This window comes from Acidimicrobiia bacterium (assembly GCA_036271555.1).
GTDB lineage: Bacteria > Actinomycetota > Acidimicrobiia > IMCC26256 > PALSA-610 > DATBAK01.
In genome coordinates this window covers 31,275-52,853 of the sequence record DATBAK010000004.1, presented here as the reverse complement: position 1 = coordinate 52,853, position 21,579 = coordinate 31,275, and the positions used below count along the sequence as shown (strand labels likewise).

General features: G+C 69.8%; 27 protein-coding genes. 10 read left to right on the top strand and 17 right to left on the bottom strand.

Features of this window, described 5'->3' with window-relative positions; all coding sequences use genetic code 11:
- The first annotated feature begins 130 nt into the window (after positions 1–130).
- Positions 131–784, top strand: coding sequence for an HAD family phosphatase (locus tag VH914_02045; GenBank protein HEX4489962.1), 654 nt, complete (start codon positions 131–133; stop codon positions 782–784).
- Positions 781–1,578, top strand: coding sequence for an enoyl-CoA hydratase/isomerase family protein (locus VH914_02040; GenBank protein ID HEX4489961.1), 798 nt, complete (start codon positions 781–783; stop codon positions 1,576–1,578). The genes VH914_02045 and VH914_02040 overlap by 4 nt, the downstream gene beginning before the upstream one ends.
- A gap of 81 nt (positions 1,579–1,659) precedes the next feature.
- On the opposite strand, the gene VH914_02035 is transcribed toward VH914_02040, so the two are convergent.
- The gene (locus VH914_02035; protein ID HEX4489960.1) at positions 1,660–2,829 is read right to left on the bottom strand and encodes an AI-2E family transporter; all 1,170 of its coding nucleotides are present in this window, start codon (positions 2,827–2,829) and stop codon (positions 1,660–1,662) included.
- A 19-nt stretch (positions 2,830–2,848) separates the two neighbouring features.
- Between VH914_02035 and VH914_02030 the strand changes: the two genes are divergently transcribed.
- The gene (locus tag VH914_02030) at positions 2,849–3,883 is read left to right on the top strand and encodes an AI-2E family transporter (protein ID HEX4489959.1); all 1,035 of its coding nucleotides are present in this window, start codon (positions 2,849–2,851) and stop codon (positions 3,881–3,883) included.
- On the opposite strand, the gene VH914_02025 is transcribed toward VH914_02030, so the two are convergent.
- Genes VH914_02025 through VH914_02015 form a run of 3 tightly spaced genes read right to left on the bottom strand, consistent with a single transcriptional unit; the run spans position 3,790 to position 6,129 of the window.
- Positions 3,790–5,103, bottom strand: a complete 1,314-nt coding sequence (locus VH914_02025) for an MFS transporter (protein ID HEX4489958.1) — start codon at positions 5,101–5,103, stop codon at positions 3,790–3,792. The two genes, VH914_02030 and VH914_02025, sit on opposite strands and share 94 nt — an antisense overlap.
- The gene (locus VH914_02020; protein ID HEX4489957.1) at positions 5,084–5,695 is read right to left on the bottom strand and encodes a winged helix-turn-helix domain-containing protein; all 612 of its coding nucleotides are present in this window, start codon (positions 5,693–5,695) and stop codon (positions 5,084–5,086) included. Before VH914_02020 ends, VH914_02025 begins: the two co-directional genes overlap by 20 nt.
- Positions 5,696–5,742: 47 nt before the next feature.
- Entirely contained in the window at positions 5,743–6,129 is a 387-nt protein-coding gene (locus tag VH914_02015) for an MmcQ/YjbR family DNA-binding protein (protein HEX4489956.1), read from the bottom strand.
- A gap of 64 nt (positions 6,130–6,193) precedes the next feature.
- Between VH914_02015 and VH914_02010 the strand changes: the two genes are divergently transcribed.
- The gene (locus tag VH914_02010) at positions 6,194–6,958 is read left to right on the top strand and encodes a Clp protease N-terminal domain-containing protein (protein HEX4489955.1); all 765 of its coding nucleotides are present in this window, start codon (positions 6,194–6,196) and stop codon (positions 6,956–6,958) included.
- Here the strand turns inward: VH914_02010 and VH914_02005 are convergent.
- Complete coding sequence (locus VH914_02005) at positions 6,955–7,494, bottom strand: DinB family protein (GenBank protein ID HEX4489954.1); 540 nt, start codon at positions 7,492–7,494, stop codon at positions 6,955–6,957. The two genes, VH914_02010 and VH914_02005, sit on opposite strands and share 4 nt — an antisense overlap.
- A 70-nt stretch (positions 7,495–7,564) precedes the next feature.
- A complete protein-coding gene (locus tag VH914_02000) occupies positions 7,565–8,884 on the bottom strand; it encodes an inositol-3-phosphate synthase (GenBank protein ID HEX4489953.1) in 1,320 nt (439 codons plus the stop codon).
- 66 nt (positions 8,885–8,950) lie between these two features.
- Here VH914_02000 and VH914_01995 point away from each other — a divergent pair, with 66 nt between their 5' ends.
- Positions 8,951–9,790 carry an enoyl-CoA hydratase/isomerase family protein gene (locus VH914_01995; protein HEX4489952.1) on the top strand — a complete coding sequence of 280 codons (840 nt, stop codon included), beginning with the start codon at positions 8,951–8,953 and terminating at the stop codon, positions 9,788–9,790.
- Between the two features lie 8 nt (positions 9,791–9,798).
- Complete coding sequence (locus VH914_01990; GenBank protein ID HEX4489951.1) at positions 9,799–11,325, top strand: ATP-dependent DNA ligase; 1,527 nt, start codon at positions 9,799–9,801, stop codon at positions 11,323–11,325.
- 107 nt (positions 11,326–11,432) lie between these two features.
- On the opposite strand, the gene VH914_01985 is transcribed toward VH914_01990, so the two are convergent.
- The 4 genes from VH914_01985 to VH914_01970 form a co-directional block, all read right to left on the bottom strand.
- On the bottom strand, positions 11,433–11,966 hold the full coding sequence (locus VH914_01985; protein ID HEX4489950.1) for a hypothetical protein: 534 nt from the start codon (positions 11,964–11,966) through the stop codon (positions 11,433–11,435).
- Positions 11,967–12,007: 41 nt separating this feature from the next.
- Positions 12,008–12,421 carry a DUF5655 domain-containing protein gene (locus VH914_01980; GenBank protein ID HEX4489949.1) on the bottom strand — a complete coding sequence of 138 codons (414 nt, stop codon included), beginning with the start codon at positions 12,419–12,421 and terminating at the stop codon, positions 12,008–12,010.
- Positions 12,422–12,542: 121 nt separating this feature from the next.
- A complete protein-coding gene (locus tag VH914_01975; protein ID HEX4489948.1) occupies positions 12,543–13,007 on the bottom strand; it encodes a 2,4'-dihydroxyacetophenone dioxygenase family protein in 465 nt (154 codons plus the stop codon).
- 16 nt (positions 13,008–13,023) lie between these two features.
- The gene (locus VH914_01970; protein HEX4489947.1) at positions 13,024–13,236 is read right to left on the bottom strand and encodes a DUF6457 domain-containing protein; all 213 of its coding nucleotides are present in this window, start codon (positions 13,234–13,236) and stop codon (positions 13,024–13,026) included.
- Between the two features lie 100 nt (positions 13,237–13,336).
- Between VH914_01970 and VH914_01965 the strand changes: the two genes are divergently transcribed.
- Complete coding sequence (locus tag VH914_01965; protein ID HEX4489946.1) at positions 13,337–14,317, top strand: aldo/keto reductase; 981 nt, start codon at positions 13,337–13,339, stop codon at positions 14,315–14,317.
- 45 nt (positions 14,318–14,362) lie between these two features.
- On the opposite strand, the gene VH914_01960 is transcribed toward VH914_01965, so the two are convergent.
- From VH914_01960 to trxA, 4 genes are read right to left on the bottom strand one after another with little or no spacing between them, the layout of a single operon-like run.
- The gene (locus VH914_01960; GenBank protein HEX4489945.1) at positions 14,363–14,503 is read right to left on the bottom strand and encodes a hypothetical protein; all 141 of its coding nucleotides are present in this window, start codon (positions 14,501–14,503) and stop codon (positions 14,363–14,365) included.
- 5 nt (positions 14,504–14,508) lie between these two features.
- Complete coding sequence (locus tag VH914_01955) at positions 14,509–15,075, bottom strand: nucleotidyltransferase family protein (protein ID HEX4489944.1); 567 nt, start codon at positions 15,073–15,075, stop codon at positions 14,509–14,511.
- 2 nt (positions 15,076–15,077) lie between these two features.
- Complete coding sequence (locus tag VH914_01950) at positions 15,078–16,040, bottom strand: zinc-binding alcohol dehydrogenase family protein (protein ID HEX4489943.1); 963 nt, start codon at positions 16,038–16,040, stop codon at positions 15,078–15,080.
- Positions 16,041–16,058: 18 nt separating this feature from the next.
- A complete protein-coding gene (gene trxA / locus VH914_01945; GenBank protein HEX4489942.1) occupies positions 16,059–16,391 on the bottom strand; it encodes a thioredoxin in 333 nt (110 codons plus the stop codon).
- An 80-nt stretch (positions 16,392–16,471) separates the two neighbouring features.
- On the opposite strand from trxA, the gene VH914_01940 reads away from it, so the two are divergent.
- Positions 16,472–16,855 (top strand): MerR family transcriptional regulator, encoded by a 384-nt coding sequence (locus tag VH914_01940; protein ID HEX4489941.1) that lies wholly within the window; start codon positions 16,472–16,474, stop codon positions 16,853–16,855.
- Between the two features lie 13 nt (positions 16,856–16,868).
- The gene (locus VH914_01935; protein ID HEX4489940.1) at positions 16,869–17,075 is read left to right on the top strand and encodes a hypothetical protein; all 207 of its coding nucleotides are present in this window, start codon (positions 16,869–16,871) and stop codon (positions 17,073–17,075) included.
- An 88-nt stretch (positions 17,076–17,163) separates the two neighbouring features.
- On the opposite strand, the gene VH914_01930 is transcribed toward VH914_01935, so the two are convergent.
- The 3 genes from VH914_01930 to VH914_01920 form a co-directional block, all read right to left on the bottom strand.
- Positions 17,164–17,784 (bottom strand): hypothetical protein, encoded by a 621-nt coding sequence (locus VH914_01930; protein ID HEX4489939.1) that lies wholly within the window; start codon positions 17,782–17,784, stop codon positions 17,164–17,166.
- Positions 17,785–17,933: 149 nt separating this feature from the next.
- Positions 17,934–18,317 carry a hypothetical protein gene (locus VH914_01925; protein ID HEX4489938.1) on the bottom strand — a complete coding sequence of 128 codons (384 nt, stop codon included), beginning with the start codon at positions 18,315–18,317 and terminating at the stop codon, positions 17,934–17,936.
- Between the two features lie 85 nt (positions 18,318–18,402).
- Positions 18,403–20,064: an acyl-CoA synthetase gene (locus VH914_01920; protein HEX4489937.1), complete on the bottom strand. Its 1,662-nt coding sequence runs from the start codon at positions 20,062–20,064 to the stop codon at positions 18,403–18,405.
- 192 nt (positions 20,065–20,256) lie between these two features.
- Between VH914_01920 and VH914_01915 the strand changes: the two genes are divergently transcribed.
- Positions 20,257–21,558 carry an SRPBCC family protein gene (locus VH914_01915; protein ID HEX4489936.1) on the top strand — a complete coding sequence of 434 codons (1,302 nt, stop codon included), beginning with the start codon at positions 20,257–20,259 and terminating at the stop codon, positions 21,556–21,558.
- The last annotated feature ends 21 nt before the right edge of the window (positions 21,559–21,579 follow it).

Sequence of the window (21,579 nt, the reverse complement as noted above, 5' to 3'; positions counted from 1 at the left end):
GCGAGTGCGACCGCTAGGCCCAGCGTTCTCGCGGGGACGGGCGGGTCGTTTCGCGGGCCGCCCGAGGCTGCGGCTGAGGCGTCAGGAGCGGCGAGCGGAGCGAGTGCGACCGGGAAATACAGTGCCCACCGTGCCGGCGCTGATCTTCGACTACGACGGGTTGCTCGCCGACACCGAGGCGCTCGTCGCCGAGGTCCTCATCGAGGTGCTCAAGGCGCGCGGCGTCGCGGTCACGATCGAGAGCATGGCGACCTTCATGGGGTCGACCGGTCCCGTGAACGATGCGTTGTGGGCCGAGTGGGTGCACACGCACGTCGGGCCCGACACCGATTCCGACGAGCTCGACGTCGTCGCGTGGGAGATCATCGAAGCCCGCCGGCACGAGGTGCCGCTGTGCGACGGAGTCGTCGAGCTCCTCGACGCCGCCGACGCGGCGGGCTGGCCGATCGCGATCGCGACCGGCAGTCCACGCGTCAAGCTCGATCGTCATCTCGGTCACGCGGGCATCCTCGACCGGTTCGCCGAGATCGTCACCGCCGCCGAGGTCGCGCACGGCAAGCCCGCGCCCGACATCTACCTCGAGACCGCGCGTCGTCTCGATCGCGCACCGTCGGATTGCATCGTGTTCGAGGATTCGTTGCCGGGCTACGAAGCCGCGATGGTCGCCGGCATGTCCGTCGTCGTCGTGCCGTGCGCGGTGACGCGCTTCTGCACGTGGCCCGACGAGGCGCGCGTCGTCGAGTCGCTGCGTGACTTCGACGTCAGCTCTGGGAGGGCCGTATGACCACCGCCGATCCGTACGCCGACTTCCGGAGCCTGCGCTTCGAGCGCCCGGCCGACTCGGTGCTGCGGATCGTGCTCGACGGGCCCGGCCTCAACGCGGTCGGCACCGAGATGCACCGCGAGCTCGCCGAGGTCTGGCGTGCGGTCGACCGGGATCCCGACACGCGCGTCGCGATCATCACCGGCGCGGGCAAGGCGTTCTCGGCGGGCGGGAGCTTCGACCTCATCGACGAGATCGTCACCGATTACTCGGCGCGCACGCGCGTGCTGCGCGAGGCGCGCGACCTCGTCGTGAACATCATCGACTGCTCGAAGCCGATCGTGTCGGCGATCCACGGCCCGGCGGTCGGTGCGGGACTCGTCGCCGCGCTCCTCGCCGACATCTCCGTGACGACGCGCTCGGCGCGCATCATCGACGGTCACACGCGACTCGGTGTCGCGGCCGGTGATCACGCCGCGATCTGCTGGCCGCTGCTCTGCGGGATGGCGAAGGCGAAGTACCACCTGCTCACGTGCGAACCGCTCACGGGCGAGGAAGCCGAGCGCATCGGGCTCGTCTCGCTCTGCATCCCCGACGACGAGGACGTGCAGGCGCGCGCGCTCGCCATCGCGACGTCGATGGTGGCGGGCGCGCAGGACGCGCTGCACTTCACGAAGCACACGCTCAACCACTGGTACCGAATGATGGAGCCAGTGTTCGACGCGTCGCTCGCGCTCGAGTTCTACGGGTTCGGCGGCCCCGACGCGCGCGAGGGACTCGCTGCGCACCGCGAGAAACGCGCGCCGCGCTTCTGATCGGTCGGGCTCGCGCGCCCGCCCTGCATGACGCGGGACGGGAGATCGTCGGGCCGCGTGCTCAACACTCTCCGCTCGCGCTCAGCTCGACGGCGCGGACTTGCGGCGCCGCTTCTCGAGCATCTGCTGAATTCGTTGACGGCGCGATCGCTCGTCGAGTGTCGTGTGCCCGAATCGGAACTCGAGATAGAGCTGCTTCACTGCGCCCGCGAGCGGAGTCGCGAAGAGCGCGCCCGGGATGCCGCCCGCGGCGCCGCCGACGAGCGCGGCGAGCATCGTCGTCGGCGGTGACAGGTCGACGGCCTCGCCGACGATCGCGGGCTGGATCACGTGGTTTTCGAGGTTCATGTAGAGCAGGTAGAGAACGAGGCAGACGAGGCCGATCGTCACGCTCTGGCTCACCGCGAGCAGCGTGAAGAACGCGCCACCGAGGAAGCCGCCGACCTGCGGGATGAGATCGGTGATCACCATCCAGAGCGCGGCGATCGGCGCGAGCGGCACACCGAACGCCAGACCGACGGCGAGGATGTAGATGCCCGCGAGCACCGCGACGACGAGCGAGCCGGCGAAGTACTTGCCGATCACGCGGTAGAAGATGCCCGCGATCTCGTCGGCGCGCTCGCGATTCGCTTCGGGGATGAGTCCGCGCACGCGGCGGACGAAGATCTCGCCGTCGAGCAGGACCGCGAGCGCGATGATCACCACGGTGACGAGCGCAACCGCGCCGCCGAGCAGCGAGCGCGTGACGTCGGAGACCGTCTGCGAGTTCACCCGTGCGGGCAGGTCCTTCACCCATTGCTGCACGGTGCCCGCGGCGTCGGCCTTCTTCAGCCGCCCTCCGACGACCGGCAGGTGATACAGCCCGCGCATCGTCTCGGGAAGCTGACGGCCGAACTTCTCCGCCTGCGTCACCGCGGGCGGGCCCATCACGATGCCGACGAGCACCGCGAACAGCAGCACCGCGCTGCCGACCAGCAGCACCGCGAACGTGTGCCGGCAGTGCAGGCGTTCGCGCACCGAGACGACGATCGGGAACAGCGCGAGACCGAGCAGAATGCCGATCGCGATGTGCGTCAGGCCCGTCGCCGCGGGCCGCACGATCGGGAAGACGAAGAGCGCCGCGACCGCGGCGATCACGAGGGCGAGCACCGATGTCGGCGCGATCGTGACGACGAAGCGCCGCGGCGCTCGGGCACCCGCGGGCGCCGCGGTCTCGGTGGTCGGCGGATTGCCACGGTCGCCAGCGGCCACGTCGTTACTGTACGGATCAATGGCACGCGAGACGCGGTCCCTCGCGACCGACGTCGAGATCAGCGGGCGGACGGTGGCCCTCGCGTTCGGGCTGATCGTGCTGGTCGTGCTGATGCGCGGCGTGATCGTGGCGGCGCGCCGCCCCCTTGGATGGGCCGTGGCCTCGGTGATCGCGGCGAGCTTCCTCGCGCCGCTCGTCGAACGCGCCGCACAGCACATGCGCCGGATCTTCGCCCTGCTCCTCGTGCTGTTGGTGACGGCGGCGACCGTCGGGTTCGTGTTCTGGGGTGTGCTGCACGACCTCGACGTGCAGTCGAAGCGGCTCTACGACGCCGCGCCCAAGGCCGCGCACAACATCGAGCAGTCGAAGCGCTTCGGTCGGGCCGCGCGCGACTTCGACCTCGAGCAGCGCGTCACCGACGCGGTGAAGACGTTGCGCAAGCGCTCGACGAAGCTCGCGGGCAAGGCCGCGAGTCGCGCGGGCACGTACTTCGTGTGCGCGATCCTCACGATCTTCGTGCTGTCGTGGGGGCCGCGCATGGCGACGGCGGCCGGCGAACAGATACGAGATCCCGTCCGACGCACGCGCGTCGAGCACATCGCGGCAGACGCGTTCGGCCGGTGGCAGCACTACATCGTCGGCAGTGTCCTGCAAGGACTGGCGTACGGCGTCGTCACCTGGATCGTGCTGCGCCTGCTGTCCGTCCCCGCGCCGACTCCACTCGCGCTGGTCGTCGCCTTCATCTCGATCGTGCCCTATATGGGAGTGATCCTCGGGTCGGTGCCCGCGCTGCTCATCACCGCGGGCTTGCAGTCCTTCGGACGCGCGGGCGTGCTGCTCGCGATCTTCGTCGGGTTGCAGCTCGTGCACATCTGGATCACGCAGCCCGAGATCGTGAACCACAGCCTCTACGTCGGACCGCTCGTCCTCGTGTTCACGATCGTGATCGGCTACCGCGTCTACGGCATGGGTGGCGCGGTCTTCGGGAGCGCGATCGCGGTGTTGCTCGTCGCCGTGTTGCAGGCCGCGAGCCTCGAACCCGAGACGGGCTGATCCATCTCGCGGAACGCGGGCCGCAACGCGGGCGCGATCGTCGCGGCGAGGTAGACGGCACCGCAGACCCACAGTGCGGACGCGAGGCCGGCCGCCGCGATCAAAGCGCCGCCGACGAGACCGCCGAGCGGGATGCCCGACCACGTCAGTGCCTCGATGAGGCTCGTGACGCGCCCGAGCGCCTCGGCGGGGATCCGTTCGAGCGTGATCGCGTGGGTGATCGGGTTGAGGAACCCCGCGCCGAATCCGGCCAGCACGTGCACGGCGACGACGACGCTCAACGGCGCGCCGAGCGCGAGGACTGCGAAGCGGGGGATGCCGACGACGAGGTAGCCGACGACGAAGATGACGCGGCGCGGGAGTCGATGGCCGGCGACGGCGGCGACGACGCTGCCCGCGAGGGCCGTCGCGCCGAACGCGCTCGCGATCAGGCCGATCGCGGCGGGCCCATGGCCGTGATCGCGTGTCCACACCGGCAGCAGAACCGAGAACATCGCCGCGTCGAGGAGGTTCGTCGTCGCGATGACGGCGACGATCGCGCGCAGGAGCGGGTCGCTGCGAAGGAACGTGAAACCGGCGCGCAGCGCGCGCGTGTAGCCGTGGTCCGTCTCGCTCGGCGTCGCGACGCGCGAGAGGTGCAGCGTCGCGATGAGCACTGCACACACCGCGAACGTCACCGCGTCGACGGTCATCGCCGCGAGCGGCCCGCGCCAGGCGATGAGCACTCCCGCGAACGCGGGGCCGACCGTTCCGGCCATGCGTTCGGCCGCGCCGACGAGCCCGGTGACGCGTTCCGTGCGCACGCCGGCGCGCGCGACGACGTCCGGCACGAGCGTCGACTTCGCCGAGTCGCCCGGCCCGCGCGTTGCACCCGCGAGTGCGACGAGGCCCGCGAGCACGTCGAAGTGCAGCGCGCCGATCGCGTGCAGCGCGGGGATCGCGCCGACGACCAGTGCGCTCGCGAGGTCGGAGGTGACGCTGACCCGGCGCGCACCGATCCGGTCGATCAGCGGACCTCCGAGCACCTGCACCGCGACGTACGGCGCCATCTCGCACGCCGCGATCACGCCCGTGCGGGCTGCGCTGCCGGTCGTGACGAGCACGAACCACGGCAGCGCGAGCAGCGAGAGCTCGGTACCCGCGAGTGAGATCGCGAGCGCGCCGAGGTAACGGGTCAGCGGCGCGCGGGTGCGGCGCGGCTCATCCGTCGACGGCGTCATCGTCGATCGTGCCGGGGGTCGGGAACGCCTGCAGCTGCACGGTGACCGGTCGGCTGTCGGCGGGCGCGTCGTCGGCGTCGTGCCAGCGCGCGCGGTCGAGGACCGCGAAGAGGTCTTGGAGCAATGCGTCGAGCTCGGCGGGGGTGAGGCGCAGCGCGTAGTCGCTCAACGTGCCGACGTCGCGCCAGGTCTCGGGCCGGCGGCCCCACTCGTCGACCGCGCGCAGCGTCGCGTCGGCGGCGAACATGGCGAGCGCGCGCAGGTACTCCTCGCCCAGCTCGGACGTCTCGCCCTGCAGCAGGTCGGCCGGCGCGGCCAGCGTCGAATCGTGCAACGGCCGCCACCAGCGCTCGCGCGCGGTGCCGCGCGCCGCGTCCTCGGCGACGAATCCGTAGGTCTCGAGCTGACGGAGGTGGTAGCTCGTCGCGCCCGAGTTCAGGCCGAGGCGCGCGGCGAGCCGGGTCGCCGTCGACGGTCCCTCGGAGCGCAGCAACGCGAGCAGCCGGACGCGCACCGGATGAGCGATGCCGCGGAGGTTCCGCGCGTCGATCTCGACCTTGCGGATCCGGTCGTCGTTGGCGTCCCGCGGCACGCCGGCAGGCTACGGGTGCAAGCAACCCTTTGCAAAGGTTCCTTTGGTTATCGACGACCGGCGTCGAAGTCCTTCACGAGTGCCTTCGGCGCCTGCGTGCGCCAGGCGTCGGTGAGCAGCTCGCGCAGCTCCTTCACCCCGATCGCGGCGAGGCGGACGAGCACCGCGGGATAGCCGTTGTAGTGCGGTTCGGTGAAGAACTTCTCGGGATCGGAGGCGATGAGCGCCTCCTTCTCGGCGCCGTTGGCGACCCGCACGACGAGCACCTTCGGCTGCGGGACCCGGGCCCGCCCGGGGTCGACGCGCTCGCGCCACACCCACGCGAAGCCTTTGTCCTTGGTGCCGGTGCGGACGGAGAAGCCGAACCCATCCTCGCCCTCGACCGTCTCGGGCAGCGAGCGTGCGATGCGCCGGACGTCGCTCGGTCGGGCCACGGCGCCCATTCTGCCCCTTGACCGCGGGTCCCGCCCGGATCTATAACCCTGAAAGGGGTTATAGATGGAGGGTGTCATGCCGAAGATCAATGTCTACCTGCCCGACGACCTGGCGGCGGCGGTGAAGACCGCGAACGTGCCGGTCTCGCAGATCTGCCAGCTCGCGCTGGCGGAGGCGGTGCGCTCCGTGGGTACCGCCCGCCGGGCCATCCGCTCCATGCGCGATCCCGCGTTCGATGCGTCCCGCTCGACCCGGTTCGCCGACCGCGTCGGCGGGCGGATGACGCCCCGGTTGCGCCACGTCGTCGACCTCGCCGGTGAGACCGCCGGACCGGACGGCCGGGTCGGTACCCGTGAGCTCCTGCTCGGCCTGCTCGCCGAGGGCGGCAACCTCGCGCTCGGCGTGCTGCCGACGTTGCTCGTCGACCTCGACGACCTCCGGACCGCGATCGAGCAGTCGACGGTCGCCGAGGCCGCGCCGACGTCGGCCGCGACCGAAGCGACCGGGTCGACCGGGTGGCCGCCGCTCACGGTGCCTGCGCAGCAGGCGTTCGCCTCCGCGCTCGAGGCATCGATCGACCTCGCGCACAACTACCTCGGCTGCGAGCACCTCCTCCTCGGAATGGTCGCCGAGCCGGACAGCGCGGCGGGTCGCGTGCTGCGCGATCTCGGTGTCGAGCCCGCAGTCGCGCGGCGCGCCGTCACGAGCGCGCTCGCGGGGTTCGTGCAGGCCCGTAAGGCCGGCTCGCCACCCCCGCCCGATGCGCTCGACTCGATCATGCGGCGCGTCGAAGCGATCGAGCGCCGCCTCGACGCCGGCGACAACTAGCGCGCGAGCGGCGCGCCAGCGGCTGCGCGGAAGAGGTCGCGCAGCAACGCGATCTCCGCGGTGTGGTGGATCAGCTCGTCGTGGATGTGCTCGACGAACGTCGCGACGAGCTCGTCGGCGAACGGTCCACCTTCCGGACCGAGCGGTTCGTCGAGGCGCGCGTCGTCGATGCTCGTGATGTCGGCGCGCCACTGCTCGCACGCGCGCGTGAACATCGCGATCCCGTCGGCGGCGGTCGCGGGCACCTCGGTCGGTGGGAACCAGTCGGCCTTGCCGCGCTCGAACGCGACCGCGCGCACCCAGTGCTCCCGCAGCGACGCGCTCACGTGCACCAGCCGCCATGCGATCGTCGTGACCGGCGCGGGGTCGGGGTCGGAGCCGGAGCCCTCGAACACCCAGCCGGACTCGCCGGGCCGGATGCTCCAGCAACCGGGTACCGGCTCCCACAGGTACTCGGCGTCGGTCAGCCCCGCGAGGCGCTCGTCGGTTCGGGCGCGGTAGAAGTCGAACCAGCCGACGAACAGCTCGTGGCGCATCGCGTGAGCGTACGGGTCAAACCCGGAGTCGGGAACGGCTCGGAGGATCCGAGCGCGCGCGGGAGCGGAACTAATCGATGTAGTAGTCCATGCCGAGGTGGGTGATCTGCTCCTCGCCCATCATCCAGCGCAGCGTGTTCTTCAGTTTCGACTGCTGGATGAACAGGTCGTGCTCCGGATACAGGCCCGGCGGCGTCTGCGGCGACTTGAAGTAGAAGCTCAGCCACTCCTGGACGCCGCTCAGACCGGCGCGCTGGGCGAGGTCGCTGAACAGCACGAGGTCGAGCGCGAGCGGCGCCGCGAGGATCGAGTCGCGGCAGAGGAAGTCGACCTTCATCTGCATCGGATAGCCGAGCCATCCGACGAGGTCGATGTTGTCCCACCCTTCCTTGTTGTCGCCGCGCGGCGGGTAGTAGTTGATGCGCACCTTGTGGTACATGTCGCCGTACAGGTCGGGATACATCTCGGGCTGGAGGATGTGCTCGAGCACGCCGAGCTTCGACTCCTCCTTCGTCTTGAAGCTCTCGGGATCGTCGAGCACCTCGCCGTCGCGGTTACCGAGGATGTTCGTCGAGTACCAGCCCGCGACACCGAGCATGCGGGCCTTGAACATCGGCGCGAGCACCGTCTTGAGCAGCGTCTGGCCGGTCTTGAAGTCCTTGCCGCAGACCGGCACACGCTGCGCGACCGCATAGTCGGCGAGCGCGGGTGTGTCGACGCAGAGGTTCGGCGCGCCGTTGATGAACGGGATGCCGGCTTCGAGCGCGGCGTAGGCGTAGAGCATCGACGGCGCGATCGTCTCGTCGTCGGCGTCGATCGCTTTCTCGAACGCGTCGAGGTCGGCGTGCGCGGGGCCGGGCTCGATGAAGATCTCGGTCGACCCGCACCAGATGATGACGATGCGGTCGACCTTGTTGTCGTCGCGGAACTTGCCGATGTCCTCGCGGATGCCTTCGAGCATCGCCCGCTTGCTGCTGCGGTCCTTGACGTTCGGACCGTCGAGCCGCTTCACGTAGTACGGGTCGAACGCCGCCGTCATCGGCTGCACCGCACGCATCGCGTCGGCGATCGGCTCGAGGTGACGGCCGACGTCGAGCACGCCCGCGCGCGCGGCGGCGGTGTACGCGTCGTCGGGGAAGAGGTCCCACGCGCCGAAGACGAGGTCGTCGAGATCGGCGAGCGGAACGAAGTCGCGGATGAGCGGCGCGCGCTGGTCGGTGCGCTTGCCGAGACGAATGGTCGCGAGCTGCGTGAGCGAGCCGATCGGCGCGGCCATCGAGCGGCGCGCGAGCTCGGTACCCGCGATGAGTGTCGTCGCGACCGCGCCGAGACCGACGGTGAGGACACCGAGTCGGCCAACGGCGGGAGCAATCGTGGGGGTCTGAGGCATGGGTCGAGCGTACGCGCGGGTCCGCACCTTGGCGTGCCGGCGACGGTCGAACGTACGATCGCCGCCATGGCCGACCGCGACTACGAGATGATCACCTACGAGCAGCAGGACAACGGCGTCGCGTGGGTGACGCTCAACCGTCCGAAGGTGCACAACGCGTTCAACATCCAGATGCGCCGCGAGCTCAAGGACTGCTGGCGGTCGCTGCGCAGCAACGGCGACGTGAACGTCGTCGTGCTCACGGGCGCGGGGGAGCGCGCGTTCTGCAGCGGCATCGACCGCATGGAGACGATGGGCGAGGGCTATCCCGATCCCGAGAAGCAGCAGCAGTCGGGCACCGGCTTCGGCGGCTCGCCGTGGATGTTCGACGACCCGGGTGAGGAGATCGGCCCGAAGTCGTGCGACCTCTGGAAGCCCGTGATCGCGGCAGTGAACGGCATCGCGTGCGGCGGCGCGTTCTACATGCTCGGCGAGGTCGAGTTCATCATCGCGTCCGACAACGCGACGTTCTTCGACCCGCACGTCACCTACGGCATGACACCGGTGTTCGAGCCGATCCACGTCATGCAGAAGATGCCGTTCCACGAGATCATGCGGATCACGTTGCTCGGCAACCACGAGCGCATGTCGGCGCAGCGCGGGTACGAGATCGGGTTCGTGTCCGAGGTCGTGCCGCTGGCCGATCTGCGTGAGCGCGCGCAGTGGGCGGCGGACGCGATCGCGTCGGCGCCTCCGCTGGCCACTGCCGGTGGTGTGCGCGCGCTGTGGACCGCGCTCGAGCTTTCGCGGCAGCAGGCGCTGAAGATGGGTGACTACATCATCCGCATCGGCAGCGACCCCGCGAGCATCTCGGCCGGGCAGGAGCAGTTTGCGGGCGGCCAGCGCATCGAGCCCCGCATCCGCTAGTGCCCTAGATGCTGCTCGCCGACGTCGTCGCGACCTCTGCTTCCGTCGCGTCGACGCGGTCGCGCAACGCCAAGATCGCGGCGCTGGCCGAGTTGCTCGCGCAGTTGCGCGACGCGGGAGACGAGGTGGAGATCGCGGTCGGCCTGTTGACCGGCGTGCCGCGCCAGGGTCGCATCGGCGTGGGGTGGGCGACGATCGGGTCGATCCCGATCGGTGATGTCGCGACACCGTCGATCACCTTGCGCGAGCTCGACGACACCGTGGTCGCGGTCGGCGAGACCGCAGGCGCGGGCTCGGAAGCGGCGCGACGCGAGCGGCTGTCGCGGTTGCTCGGGCGTGCGACCGAATCGGAGGCCGAGTTCGTGCGCGCGCTGTTCACGGGCGGACTCCGTCAGGGCGCGCTCGAAGGTTTGATGCTCGACGCGATCGCGCGTGCCGCCGACGTCGACGGTGCGACCGTGCGGCGCGCCGCGATGCGCAGCGGTGATCTCGGTGCGACCGCGCGCGTCGCACTCGAGGGTGGTGTCGACGCGTTGAACGCGGTGCAGTTCGAAGTGCTGCGACCGGTGCTCCCGATGCTCGCGGGGAGCGCGCCGTCGGTCGAGGCCGCGCTCGCGGAGACGGGCCCGTCGTCGGTCGAGTGGAAGCTCGACGGCGCGCGCGTGCAGGTGCACCGCTCGGCGTCGGAGGTGCGCATCTTCACGCGCAACTTGAACGACGTCACCGAGCGGTTGCCCGAGGTCGTGGAATCGGTGCTCGCGTTCTCCTCGACGGAGTTCGTGCTCGACGGCGAGGCGATCGGCGTCGCCGACGACGACCGTCCGCACCGATTCCAGGACACGATGAGCCGCTTCGGCACCGCCGACACCGAGGACCTCCCCGGTGGTACTGCGTTACGTGCGTTCTTCTTCGACTGCCTGCGCGCCGACGGCGTCGATCTGCTCGACGCGCCGCTGTCGGACCGGCGCGCGGTGCTCGAGCGCGTCGCCGCCGGCTGCGTGATCCCGTCGATCGTGACCTCGGACCCGACGGCCGCGGAGGCCTTTCTCGCCGAATCGCTCGCGGCGGGGCACGAAGGCGTGATGGTGAAGGCGCTGACGTCGACGTACGAGGCCGGCCGTCGGGGCAAGGCGTGGCGCAAGGTGAAGCCGGTCCGCACGTTGGACCTCGTGGTGCTCGCCGCGGAGTGGGGCCACGGCCGGCGGCAGGGTTGGCTGTCGAACCTGCATCTGGGTGCGCGGGATCCGTCGACGACGGGCCGGTTCGTGATGGTCGGCAAGACGTTCAAGGGACTCACGGACGCGCTGCTCACGTGGCAGACCGAGAAGTTCCAGGAGCTCGCGACCGAGCAGGAAGGCATCGTCGTGTACGTGCGCCCCGAGCTCGTGGTCGAGATCGCGCTCGACGGAGTGCAACGGTCGACGCGCTATCCGGGCGGAGTCGCGCTGCGGTTCGCCCGCGTGCGCGGCTACCGCCCCGACAAGTCACCCGCCGACGCCGACACCATCGACGCCGTCCGCGCCCTCCTCCCGTAGAGCCGCGTGAGGGGCGTTCGCGCCAGAACGGGCGGGTCGCAGCGCGGCCGGCCCGAGCCGCAGACTGAGGCGTGGGAGGGCGAAGCTTGCGAGCCCGACCAGAGAACTCAGAGCCACGAGACGCGCGCCGACGCCACGGAGTCGTCGGGCGGGCGGGCGAGCTGACCCGCGCGCACGCCGTCGAGCAGACGACGGACCGCGTCCATGATGTCGGGCACCGCGCGGCGCAGTTGCTCGGCGTCGTCGGCACCGAGCTCGTCGGGAGAGACGCCGGCCGCGTCGAGCAGTCCCTCGACGTCGGCCAGGTACTTGCCGACGAACGCGACCGGGTTCGTCGTCATGTCCTTCACGAACTTCCGCGAGCCCGGTTCCCAACCGGTGAAACGCGGGTGATGGTGCGCGCGGTCGAGCGAACCCGGGTTGTCGACCGATTCGAGCAGGTCGGCGCGCCAGATCGCCCGGTCGACCGCGATCGGTCGCGCCGAGTAGATCGAGCCGCGCAGCTCGCCCGGCGCGAGCATCCGCACTTCGACGCGCACGCCCTGTTCGGGCCCTTCCTGGTTCTTCCCGGGATTGGGATCGACGAAGTAGAGGTCGCCCGCGACGACGCCGAGCCGTTCGAAGCCGAATGCGTAGAGCATGGAGACCTCCCGATCGCGCCCGCGGCGAACGCTACGCGCGCCTATCGGCCCTCGTCGAAGTACGCCTCGGAGAGCCAGCCCTTGATCTCGGCGTCGAGATCATCGGGTTCGCGCAGGTTGACGACGTGGTAGTAGCGGCCGCCGTGCGCGAGCGGCTTGCGGCTGATCAGCCGGTGGTCGACGCGCCGGTTCAGTGAGAACGACAACGCGATCCAGCGCGTCATCGGACGTAGCTGCGCGAAGTTCCGCGGCTGCTTGAAGAACACGCCGACCGACACCGGCTCGACGTGCACGGGTCCGAGCGACTCGAGGTGCGCGAGAACCACTGCGAAGATCGGCTTCTCCATCGGTGGCCCGGTGGAGAAGTACTCCGCGAGCGTCATCGCGGGCGCGCACTCGTGCCCCTGCCGCGTGCGCGCGAACTGACGGTCGCAGTCCGGACACGTCCAGACCATGGCCGCAGAACCTACGGTCCCGCAGGAACGGGCGGGTCGCTGTGCGACGCCGCCGGATTCGGGTCCGACCCGGAGCCTGAGGCGTCAGGAGCGGCGAGCGCAGCGAGTGCGACCAACAAGTTCAGTCGATGACGACGGGTGGGCGCGGCAGACCCGCGGCTTCGCACATGAGGTAGTACGACTGCAGGATCAGCGTCGCGTCGTACACGCTCTCGACGTTGCCGTTCGCGTCGAGGTTCAAGTTCGCGCCGTTGATCGCGAAGAACACGTCGGTCGGCTCGGTGTTTTCCTCGGGCACCACGAGCGTGTGCACCGATCCGGCCGGCTCGTAGAGGTACGAGCCCGCGGTGTTCACGAAGTCGCTCTCGAGGTACCGCCACGCGCCGCTCTCGGTGTAGGCGAACACGGGGCCGGTGTGCTTGTGCGTCTGCACGCGGTAGCCGGGGGAGAAGCGATTGCGGATCACCCACAGTCCCTCGCGCTCCTTGATGTGGAGCACCTTGAGGAGCGAGCCGTCGCCGATGTCGACCCACGGCAGCTCGTCGTCGCCGCGGTGGACCGCGGTCGGGATCTCGATCATCGTCATCGCTCGTCTCCCCCTGTCAGGTCGCGGAAACGGTAGCGGCCGCGCGCCGGGCGGTCTCCACGTCGACGCCCGCCTTGCCGACGAGGTAGCACGTGATCGGCGCGGCGGTGCGCTCCGACGCGTGCGCGGCCTCGCCCGCGAGCGCGAGCAACTCATCGACGAGCGTCGCGCTCGGCGGGTCGACGCCGAGCTCCCGAGCGAACGCCTCGATCCACTGATGTCCGTCCATGCGGCGACGATACCGATGGTCGCGTGCCTGCACTTCGCGGCAGGGACCGCGCCGCCCGCGCAGGGACTGACCGCGTACGCGCTCCTATAGGGTGCCGCGCATGGAATATCGACGGTTGGGTGGTTCGGGACTGCAGGTCAGCGTTCTCTCGTTCGGATCGTGGGTGTCGTTCAAGGACCAGATGGGCGTGAAGGAAGCGCGCGCCTGCATGGAGACCGCGTACGACGGCGGCGTGAACTTCTTCGACAACGCGGAGTCGTACGCGGGCGGCGAGTCCGAGCGCATCATGGGCGCCGCGATCGCGGAGATGAGCTGGCCGCGCTGGTCGTACGTCATCTCGACGAAGTTGTTCTGGGGCCTGCACGAAGCCCCGAACATGCAGAACACGCTCAACCGCAAGTACCTCATGCAGGCAATCGACGGATCGCTCGAGCGGCTCGGGCTCGACTTCGTCGACCTCCTCTTCTGCCACCGCGGCGATCCGAACACCCCCATCGAGGAGACGGTGTGGGCGATGTCCGACATCGTCAGCAGCGGCAAGGCGCTCTACTGGGGCACGTCGGAGTGGGGCCCGGACGAGATCCGCGCCGCGTGGGACATCGCCGACCGTCAGGGTCTGCACAAGCCGGTGATGGAGCAGCCCCAGTACCACCTGACGCACCGGCGCCGCGTCGAGCAGGAGTACGCGCGCCTCTACGACGACATCGGCCTCGGTCTCACGACGTGGAGCCCGCTCGCTTCGGGATTGTGGTCGGGGAAGTACGTCGACGGCATTCCCGAGGGTTCGCGCGGCGCGCTCGAAGGCTACGAGTGGCTGCAGCACACGCTGCGCGACGAGCGAACGAACAACGCGGTGCGGGCGCTCAAGTCGTTCGCCGACGAGCTCGGCTGCTCGCTCCCGCAGCTCGCGATCGCGTGGTGTGCGCACAACCCGCACGTGTCGACCGTCATCACCGGTGCGAGTCGCGCCGCGCAGGTGACGGAGAACCTCGGCGCGCTCGACGTGCTCGCGAAGCTCGATGCCGACGCGCTTCACAAGATCGACGAGATCTTGATGACCAACCGCGCGCGCTTCAGCTGATGTCGCTTTCTGGTCGCACTCGCTTCGCTCGTCGCTCCTGACGCCTCAGGTTTCGATGCCGTCGGTCGCATCCAACCCGTAGAGACGCGCGGTGTTACGCCCGACGATGCCGTCGCGCACGTCGGGATCGAGGTGTGCGGTCTGCTCGGCGAGCACGCGCTGCGAATCGGCCGAGATCGCGAGCATCGGTTTCACACTACGGTCACGGCCGGCCAGCGTCGCCCCGGCTGCTTCCGGTCGAGCCGCGCCTGCCATTCCCGTTCTGTGACACGCGTCGGGTTGCGGCGCCATACGCCGTCGAGCAGGTCGTCGAGCCCGAACGGGGCGAGCACGTCGATCTCGTCCTCGCCGTCGAGCCGGACCGCGACCGCGCTCGCGCGCTCGGGCCACGTCGCGACCCCTTCGAACGCAGACGCGAGTGGCTCGGCCGGGGCGCCGAAGCGCGCCTCGAACCACAGGTGCACGCGAGCCTGGTTCTTCACGTCCCATTTCACCGACGGGTCGGCGACGCGCAGCGCGGCTTCGGCCTGTTCTTCGCGCTCGGCCGACAGGTCGCCGCCGTCGAAGAACACGACGTCGACGTCGACGATGTCCGCGGGGTCGAAGCCCGCGCCGAAGCGCACGTCCCACACGAGGTCGCGCACCGCGCCCGCACCGACCCAGCAGTCGGGCAGATCGAGCGCAGCGACGTTCGCGAGCACGCGGCAGAACCAATCCGACCCGTGCAGGATCGCGCGCAGCTCGTCGACGCGCTCCACCGCTACGGAATGAGCACGACGCGACCGACGGCCTGACGGCTCTCGAGGAACGCGTGCGCGGCCGCGGCTTCCGAGAGCGGGAACGTGCGGTCGACGATCACCGTGAGCCGCCCGGCCGCGACGTCGTCGATGTGGTGGGCGATCATCTTCTGCACGCGCTCGGTCGTGATCTCCGCGCCGAGGAACACACCCGTGATCGACTGGTTGTTGCCGCCGAGCACGCCGACGTCGAACGGTTGCGGATCGCGACCCGCGCTGCCGACCGTGATCGCGCGTCCGCGATACGCGAGACACGCGACGCTGCCTTGCAGGATGCGCCCGCCGACCGAGTCGACGACGAGGTCGACACCGCGCCCATCGGTGAGCGCGCGCACCTCGTCGACCCAACCGTCGTTGGTGTAGTTCACTCCGTGACTCATCCCGAGCGGCACGAGGCGCTCGAGCCGGTCCGCGCTCGACGCGGTCGAGATCACGGTCGCGCCCGCGCGCTTCGCCAATTGGATCGCGGCCACGCCGACGCCGCCCGCGCCCGCCTGCACGAGCACCGTCTCGCCGGTTTTCAAACGCCCGAACTCGAAGAGGCAGTCGTCGGCGGTGCCGAAGGCGACCGGCACGCACGCGACCGCGACGAGGTCGGCGCCGTCGGGCACGGGCCACGTGATGACCGCGGGCACGGCCATGCGCTCGGCATGCGAGCCCCAGAGGTTCGTGCACACGACACGCTGGCCGACCGCGCGATCGGTCACGCCCTCGCCGACCTCGATGATGGTGCCCGCGCACTGGTATCCGACGATGTGCGGCACCGTCGCCATCTCGCCGCCCGCGCGGTTCAGCGTGTCGCCGCCCTCGATGCTGATCGCCTCGATCGCGACGACGACCCCGCCGGGATACACCTCGGGATCGGGAACGTCCTCGTAGCGAAAGACGTCGGGCGATCCGGTCTCGTAATAGACGGCAGCCTTCATCACCGCATTCTGTCGGACCTACACCCGCGACGACAGGTGCTCCGCGAGGTCTTGGAGGAGGTGCGCCTTGCCTCGGGCGCCGACGAGTCGCGCGCGCTCCTCACCGTCGACGAAGAGCACGAGCGTCGGCATCGACATCACGCGATAGCGAGAGACGGTGTACGGGTTGTCGTCGACGTCGATCTCGGCGACCTCGAGCTCGCCGGCCTGGTCGGCGGCGAGCCCGCGGAGCACCGGCGCGAGCATCTTGCAGGGACCGCACCAGCGGGCGCTGAACTCCACGAGGAGCGGCCGCTCGGCGCCCTGGACGAACTCTTCGAAGGTCTGGTCGTTCAAGTTGGTGATCGTCATGGGGCGACCGTACGGCCCGTTCGTAGGTACGGAGTCAAGGGCTTGACTCCGTACCGCGGTACGGCCGGTACCGTTGCTCGGTGCGCGCGTTCACGATCGGGAGCCTCGCCCGCGAGGCGGGCGTCAACGTGGAGACCGTTCGGTACTACGAGCGGCGCGGGCTGATCCGTCAGCCGGTGCGGCAGGGCTCCGAGTACCGCGAGTACTCGGAAGGCGACATCGCCCGTCTGCGGTTGATCCGGCGCGCGAAGGATCTCGGCTTCACGCTCACCGAGATCCGCGAGTTGTTGCCCGCGGCCGACACGGGCTGCGCCGACGGCGTGCTCGCGGCCGCGCGCGCCAAGCTCACGCGCCTCGACGCAGACCTCGAAGCACAGCAAGCGCGACGCGAGCGGCTCGCGCAGCTCGTCGCCGAGTGCGTCGACGGCGGTCCCGACTGCGTCACGCTCGACGTCGCCGGCTGACCGGCGAGTGCACGTGCAGCCCACGAGCGCGGACGAGGCGATCGCCAACGCGCACGAGTGGTTCGAGCACCACAGCGGATGGGCGCCGCCCGACGTCGACGAGCTCGAGGAGTGGGTCGCCGACGGTGTGTGCCGCGCGCCGGATGCATGCCTCGTCGTGCCCGACGGCTGGTGCGAGCACGGGCTCGCGTCGTGGTGGCTCATCCTGCGCGCGCTCTGAGGTTCTCGGTCGCGTCCCGGCTGACGCGCCGACGGCGCCGCGAGCGGGAAGCGCGGCGCCGTCGGTTTCGAACGAGCTGAAGTGCGCGCTACTTGGTCTTCGTGGTCGCCGTCGCGCTGAACGTGTTGCCGGGTCCGGGGATCACGAGGTTGAGCGCCGGAGTCGCCGCGCCGCACGTCTTGAGCGGCGGCACGGTGAACGTGCCGGTGAACTTCAACGGCGGCTTGAGCGACCCGGTCATGGTCACGCTCACCGGTGTCGACGTCGTGCACGAATTGCCCACGAGGTTCACGAACGACAGGCCCGTCGGCGTCACGCTCGGGATCTGGATGTTGAACACCGAGGTCGCGGTCGCGGTCAGCTTCTTGAAGTCGACCTTGCCGGTCACGGGACCGACCTCGACGGTCTTGAACGTCGCGGTCGCGAGCGGCAGACCTGCGATCGCCACCGTCGACTTCGCCGGCGGCAGCGAGATCGTGCCCGTGAGCTTCGACGTCACGATGTCGATCGTGCCCTTGAACTCACCGGCCGGGATCGTCACGGTCTGGTTGAGCTTCTTCAGGGTCGTCGTCGCGTGGATCACGTAGTCGAACGGGACCGTCGGATCCTTCGTCGGCTTGGCGGCCGTCGCCCCCGCGGGCGTCACCGCCAGCGCCGAGAGAGCGAGGATCGAGCATGCCGCAAGGCTGCGGCGGAGCGTGTTTCTCATCGCGGGTTCCTCCCAGGTCGTCGCGGCCGAGACGACGCGTCTACCCGCGTCGATCACGGGATAAACCACGGAGAGTGAACGTTTGCCCACGAATTGAAACATCCGCTTGGATGGGGGCCGGCGCGGCCGACTCCCACCCGTGGCCGCGGTCAGAGCGAGACCGACGCCTTGCAGGTCTCGCCGGTCTTCAGGTTCATGGCCTTGGCACGGATCACGTCCTGGCCCGACCGGTCGGCGATCGTCCGGCGGAACTCGAACGAGCCGCTCGGCGCCGCGGTCGTGGCCTTGCCCCGAGCGACCACCATCCCGTTGTCGCGGAGCACGACCTTCCACGTGTCGCCGTTCACGTTCTGGTCGACCTCGAACTCGGTCTCGATGCGGCCGTCGTCGGTCTTGGCCTTGACCTTCGACTCGCTGCGCGCCGAGCAGTGCCCCTTGGTGGTGACGCCGGGGCCGCCCTTGGCCGACGCGACCCCCGGGACGGCGATCGCGGCGAGCGCGCCGACCGCAACGGTGGCGAAGAGCTTGTGCATGGCTGGACTCCTTGGGTTCCGGTATTGGGAGCCCAGTGTCCGGAGTCGCCGGCGCGCGATGCGATCGCGCGTTGGTCCTACGACCTCATTGCGACGCGCGAGTGACGACGGCGGTCGCCCAGCGGTAGTCGGGCTTGCCCGCCGGCGATCGCTCGACGCGATCCACGAGCACGATCGCCTTCGGCAACTTGTAGCCCGCGAGGTGTTCGCGGCAGTGCGCGCGCAGCTCCTCGAGCGTCGGTGGCGGGCTCGACGCGTCCGCCGCCGCGACAACCACGACGCGCTGCCCGTACTGCTCGTCGGGACCACCGACGACGACCGCGTCGACGATCGCCGGGTGCTGACGCACGATCGCCTCGACCTCTTCGGGGTACACCTTCTCGCCGCCGGTGTTGATGCACATCGACCCGCGGCCGAGCAGCTGGATCGAGCCGTCGGCGGCGACCGTCGCCATGTCGCCGGGCAGCGCCCAGCGCGCGCCGTCGATCTCGACGAACGTGCGCGCGCTGCGCTCCTCGTCGCGGTAGTAGCCGAGCGGCACGCGCCCCTTCGTCGCGAGCCGGCCGACGCTGCCCGAACCCGCCGCGATCGGTCGCAGGTCGTCGTCGACGACCATCGTCGTCTCGCGCGCGTCGAAGCGCAGCGTCTTGCGCTGCTCGCCGTCTCGTCGCGCGACCGCCACCGCCTGAACCGGCGACTCCGACGAGCCGATCGCCTCGGTGATCGCGATCACGCTCGGAATCTCGTCGAGCAGCCGCTGCTTCACTTCGGCCGAGAGGATCGCGCCACCCGAGCCGAGCAATTGCAACGACGACGTGTCGTACTTCCCGGGGTGCGCGTCGAGCGCCGCGAGCAGCGGGCGCGCGCTCGCGTCGCCGACGAGCGTGAGCATCACGACGCGTTCGCGCTCGACGAGCGTCAACACGCGCGCCATGTCGATGCTCGGCTCGGTGTAGATGACGACGGTGCCGCCCGCGAGCAGCGTGCCCAGTGACGACCACTGCCCGCTCGCGTGCATCAGCGGGCCGAGCGCGAGCACGACGAACTGCTCGGGCTCGGGGTCGCCGGGCCGCAGGAACGGTGTGAGTCGCTGCGACGTGTTCACGAGCACGGTCTGCATGATCTCGTCGGGCTTCGTGATCGGCAGACCACCGGGATTCCCGCCGCCGAGCGTCGCGAAGAACATGTCTTCCTGCCGCCACACGACGCCCTTCGGCATCCCGGTCGTTCCGCCCGTGTAGAGCACGTAGTGGTCGTCGGGGGAGCGGGGCGTGAACGCGCGCGTCGTGCCGGCCGCGTCGATCGCGTCGTCATACGCGATCGCGTCGTTCGCGGGCGCGTCGCCCACCTCGATCAGAACCCGCAACTTCGGCAGCTGCGGTCGCAGCGCCTCGACGGTGTCGCGGTACTCGGATCCGTAGACGAGCGCGACGACGTCGGCGTTGTCGAACAGGTAGCGCAGCTCGTCGCGGCCGTAGCGGTAGTTCACGTTGATCGGGACCGCGCGGCGCTTGTAGCAGGCGAGCATCGCCTCGAGGTGCTCGCCGCGATTGTGGAGGTAGAGGCCGACGTGCTCGCCGATCCCGACGCCCGCGTCGGCGAGCACATGCGCGAACCGAGTCGTGCGGTTGTCGACCTCGGCGTAGGTGCGGCGGCGGTCGCCCGAGACGATCGCGATCCTGTCGGGCACGGTGTCGGCGACGAGCTCGAAGCAGTCGGCGAAGTTGAAGGTCGACCCCGTGCTCATGGTCGCGTCTTCACTCGTTCGGCACGGGACTACCCACCGTTGCCGACCGACCGCGCATCCGCTCAGTGCCCATACAATCCGGATTCTGCCTGTACTCATGGTCGGGCTCGCAAGCTCGCCCTCCTCGACGCCTCAGTCTCCGGCTCGGCCGGGCCGCCAAGCGACCCGGCCGCTCTTGCGGGAACGAATCTCATGACCGATGTGACCTCGCTGCTCGTCCGGCCGGACGGCGTCGTGCCGAAGGCGCGCTACACGTCGAGCGCGTTCGTCGAGCTCGAGATGGAACGGCTCTGGAGTCGGGTCTGGCAGGTCGCGTGTCGTGAGGAGGAGGTCCCGAATCCGGGCGACTTCCTCGAGTACACGATCGGCGATCAGTCGATTCTCGTCGTCCGCGGCGACGACGGCGCGATCCGAGCGCTCTCGAACCACTGCCTGCACCGCGGCACCCGGCTCGCGAATGGAACCGGCAACTTCGGCGACGGTCAGATCCGCTGCCGCTATCACGCGTGGCGGTACGCGCTCGACGGTGAGCTCGTCGAAGTCGTCGACCGGCACGAGTTCACCGACCTGCCCGACGGACTGCACCTGGCCGGGTGGCGCGTCGACACGTGGGGCGGCTTCGTGTTCGTCAACGCCGACCGCGACGCGGAGCCGCTGCTCGATTTCCTGCACCCGATCCCGAAGCTGCTCGACCGCTACCACCTCGACCAGATGCGCTTCCGGGGTTACCTGACGACGATCCTGCCCGCGAACTGGAAGGTCGTCGTCGACGCGTTCAACGAGGGCTACCACGTGCAGGGCACGCACCCGCAGCTGCTCGCGTGGACCGACGACGTCAGCATCGAATACGAGCAGTTCGAGACGCACGCGCGCTACGGACGACTCGAGGGGGCGCGCCGCGCGCTCACGCCGAGCCCGCGCCTCGGGCTCCGCGACGACGAGATCGATAGCGGCGCGATCCTGAGCGGCCTCGTCGAAGGGCTCGGTGGCGCGTTCTTGAAGGAAGAGCGCGCGCTCGTCGAAGAAGTGCGCGCGTCGACACCGCCCGATCAACTGCTCGCCGAGTTCCAGCGCCGGCGCAAACAGCTGCTCGCGAAGCGGGGGCTCGACGTCAGCGAGCTCGGCGACGAGCTCATGACGAGCGCCGACGACGTGTACTGGTTCCCGAACCTCGTCGGCCCGATCTATCCCGGCAGTGCGATCCTCTTCCGCGTCCGCCCCAACGGTCTCGATCCCGACTCGTCGATCAAGGACACGTGGGTGCTCGAGTGGCCCGCGCCCGGGCGGGAGCCGCGTCCGCTCAATCGGAAGTTCTTCGCCGACTGGCACGAGCACGACTGGGGTGTCATCACCACGCAGGACTACGACAACATGCTCGAGGTGCAGACGGGCATGAAGTCACGCGACTTCGACGGCCTGCGGCTCAACCCGCGCCAGGAAGGCAACGTCGCGCACATGCACCGCGTGATCGACCGGTATCTCTGTCGACCCTGACTCCGAGACTCTGATCGGGCG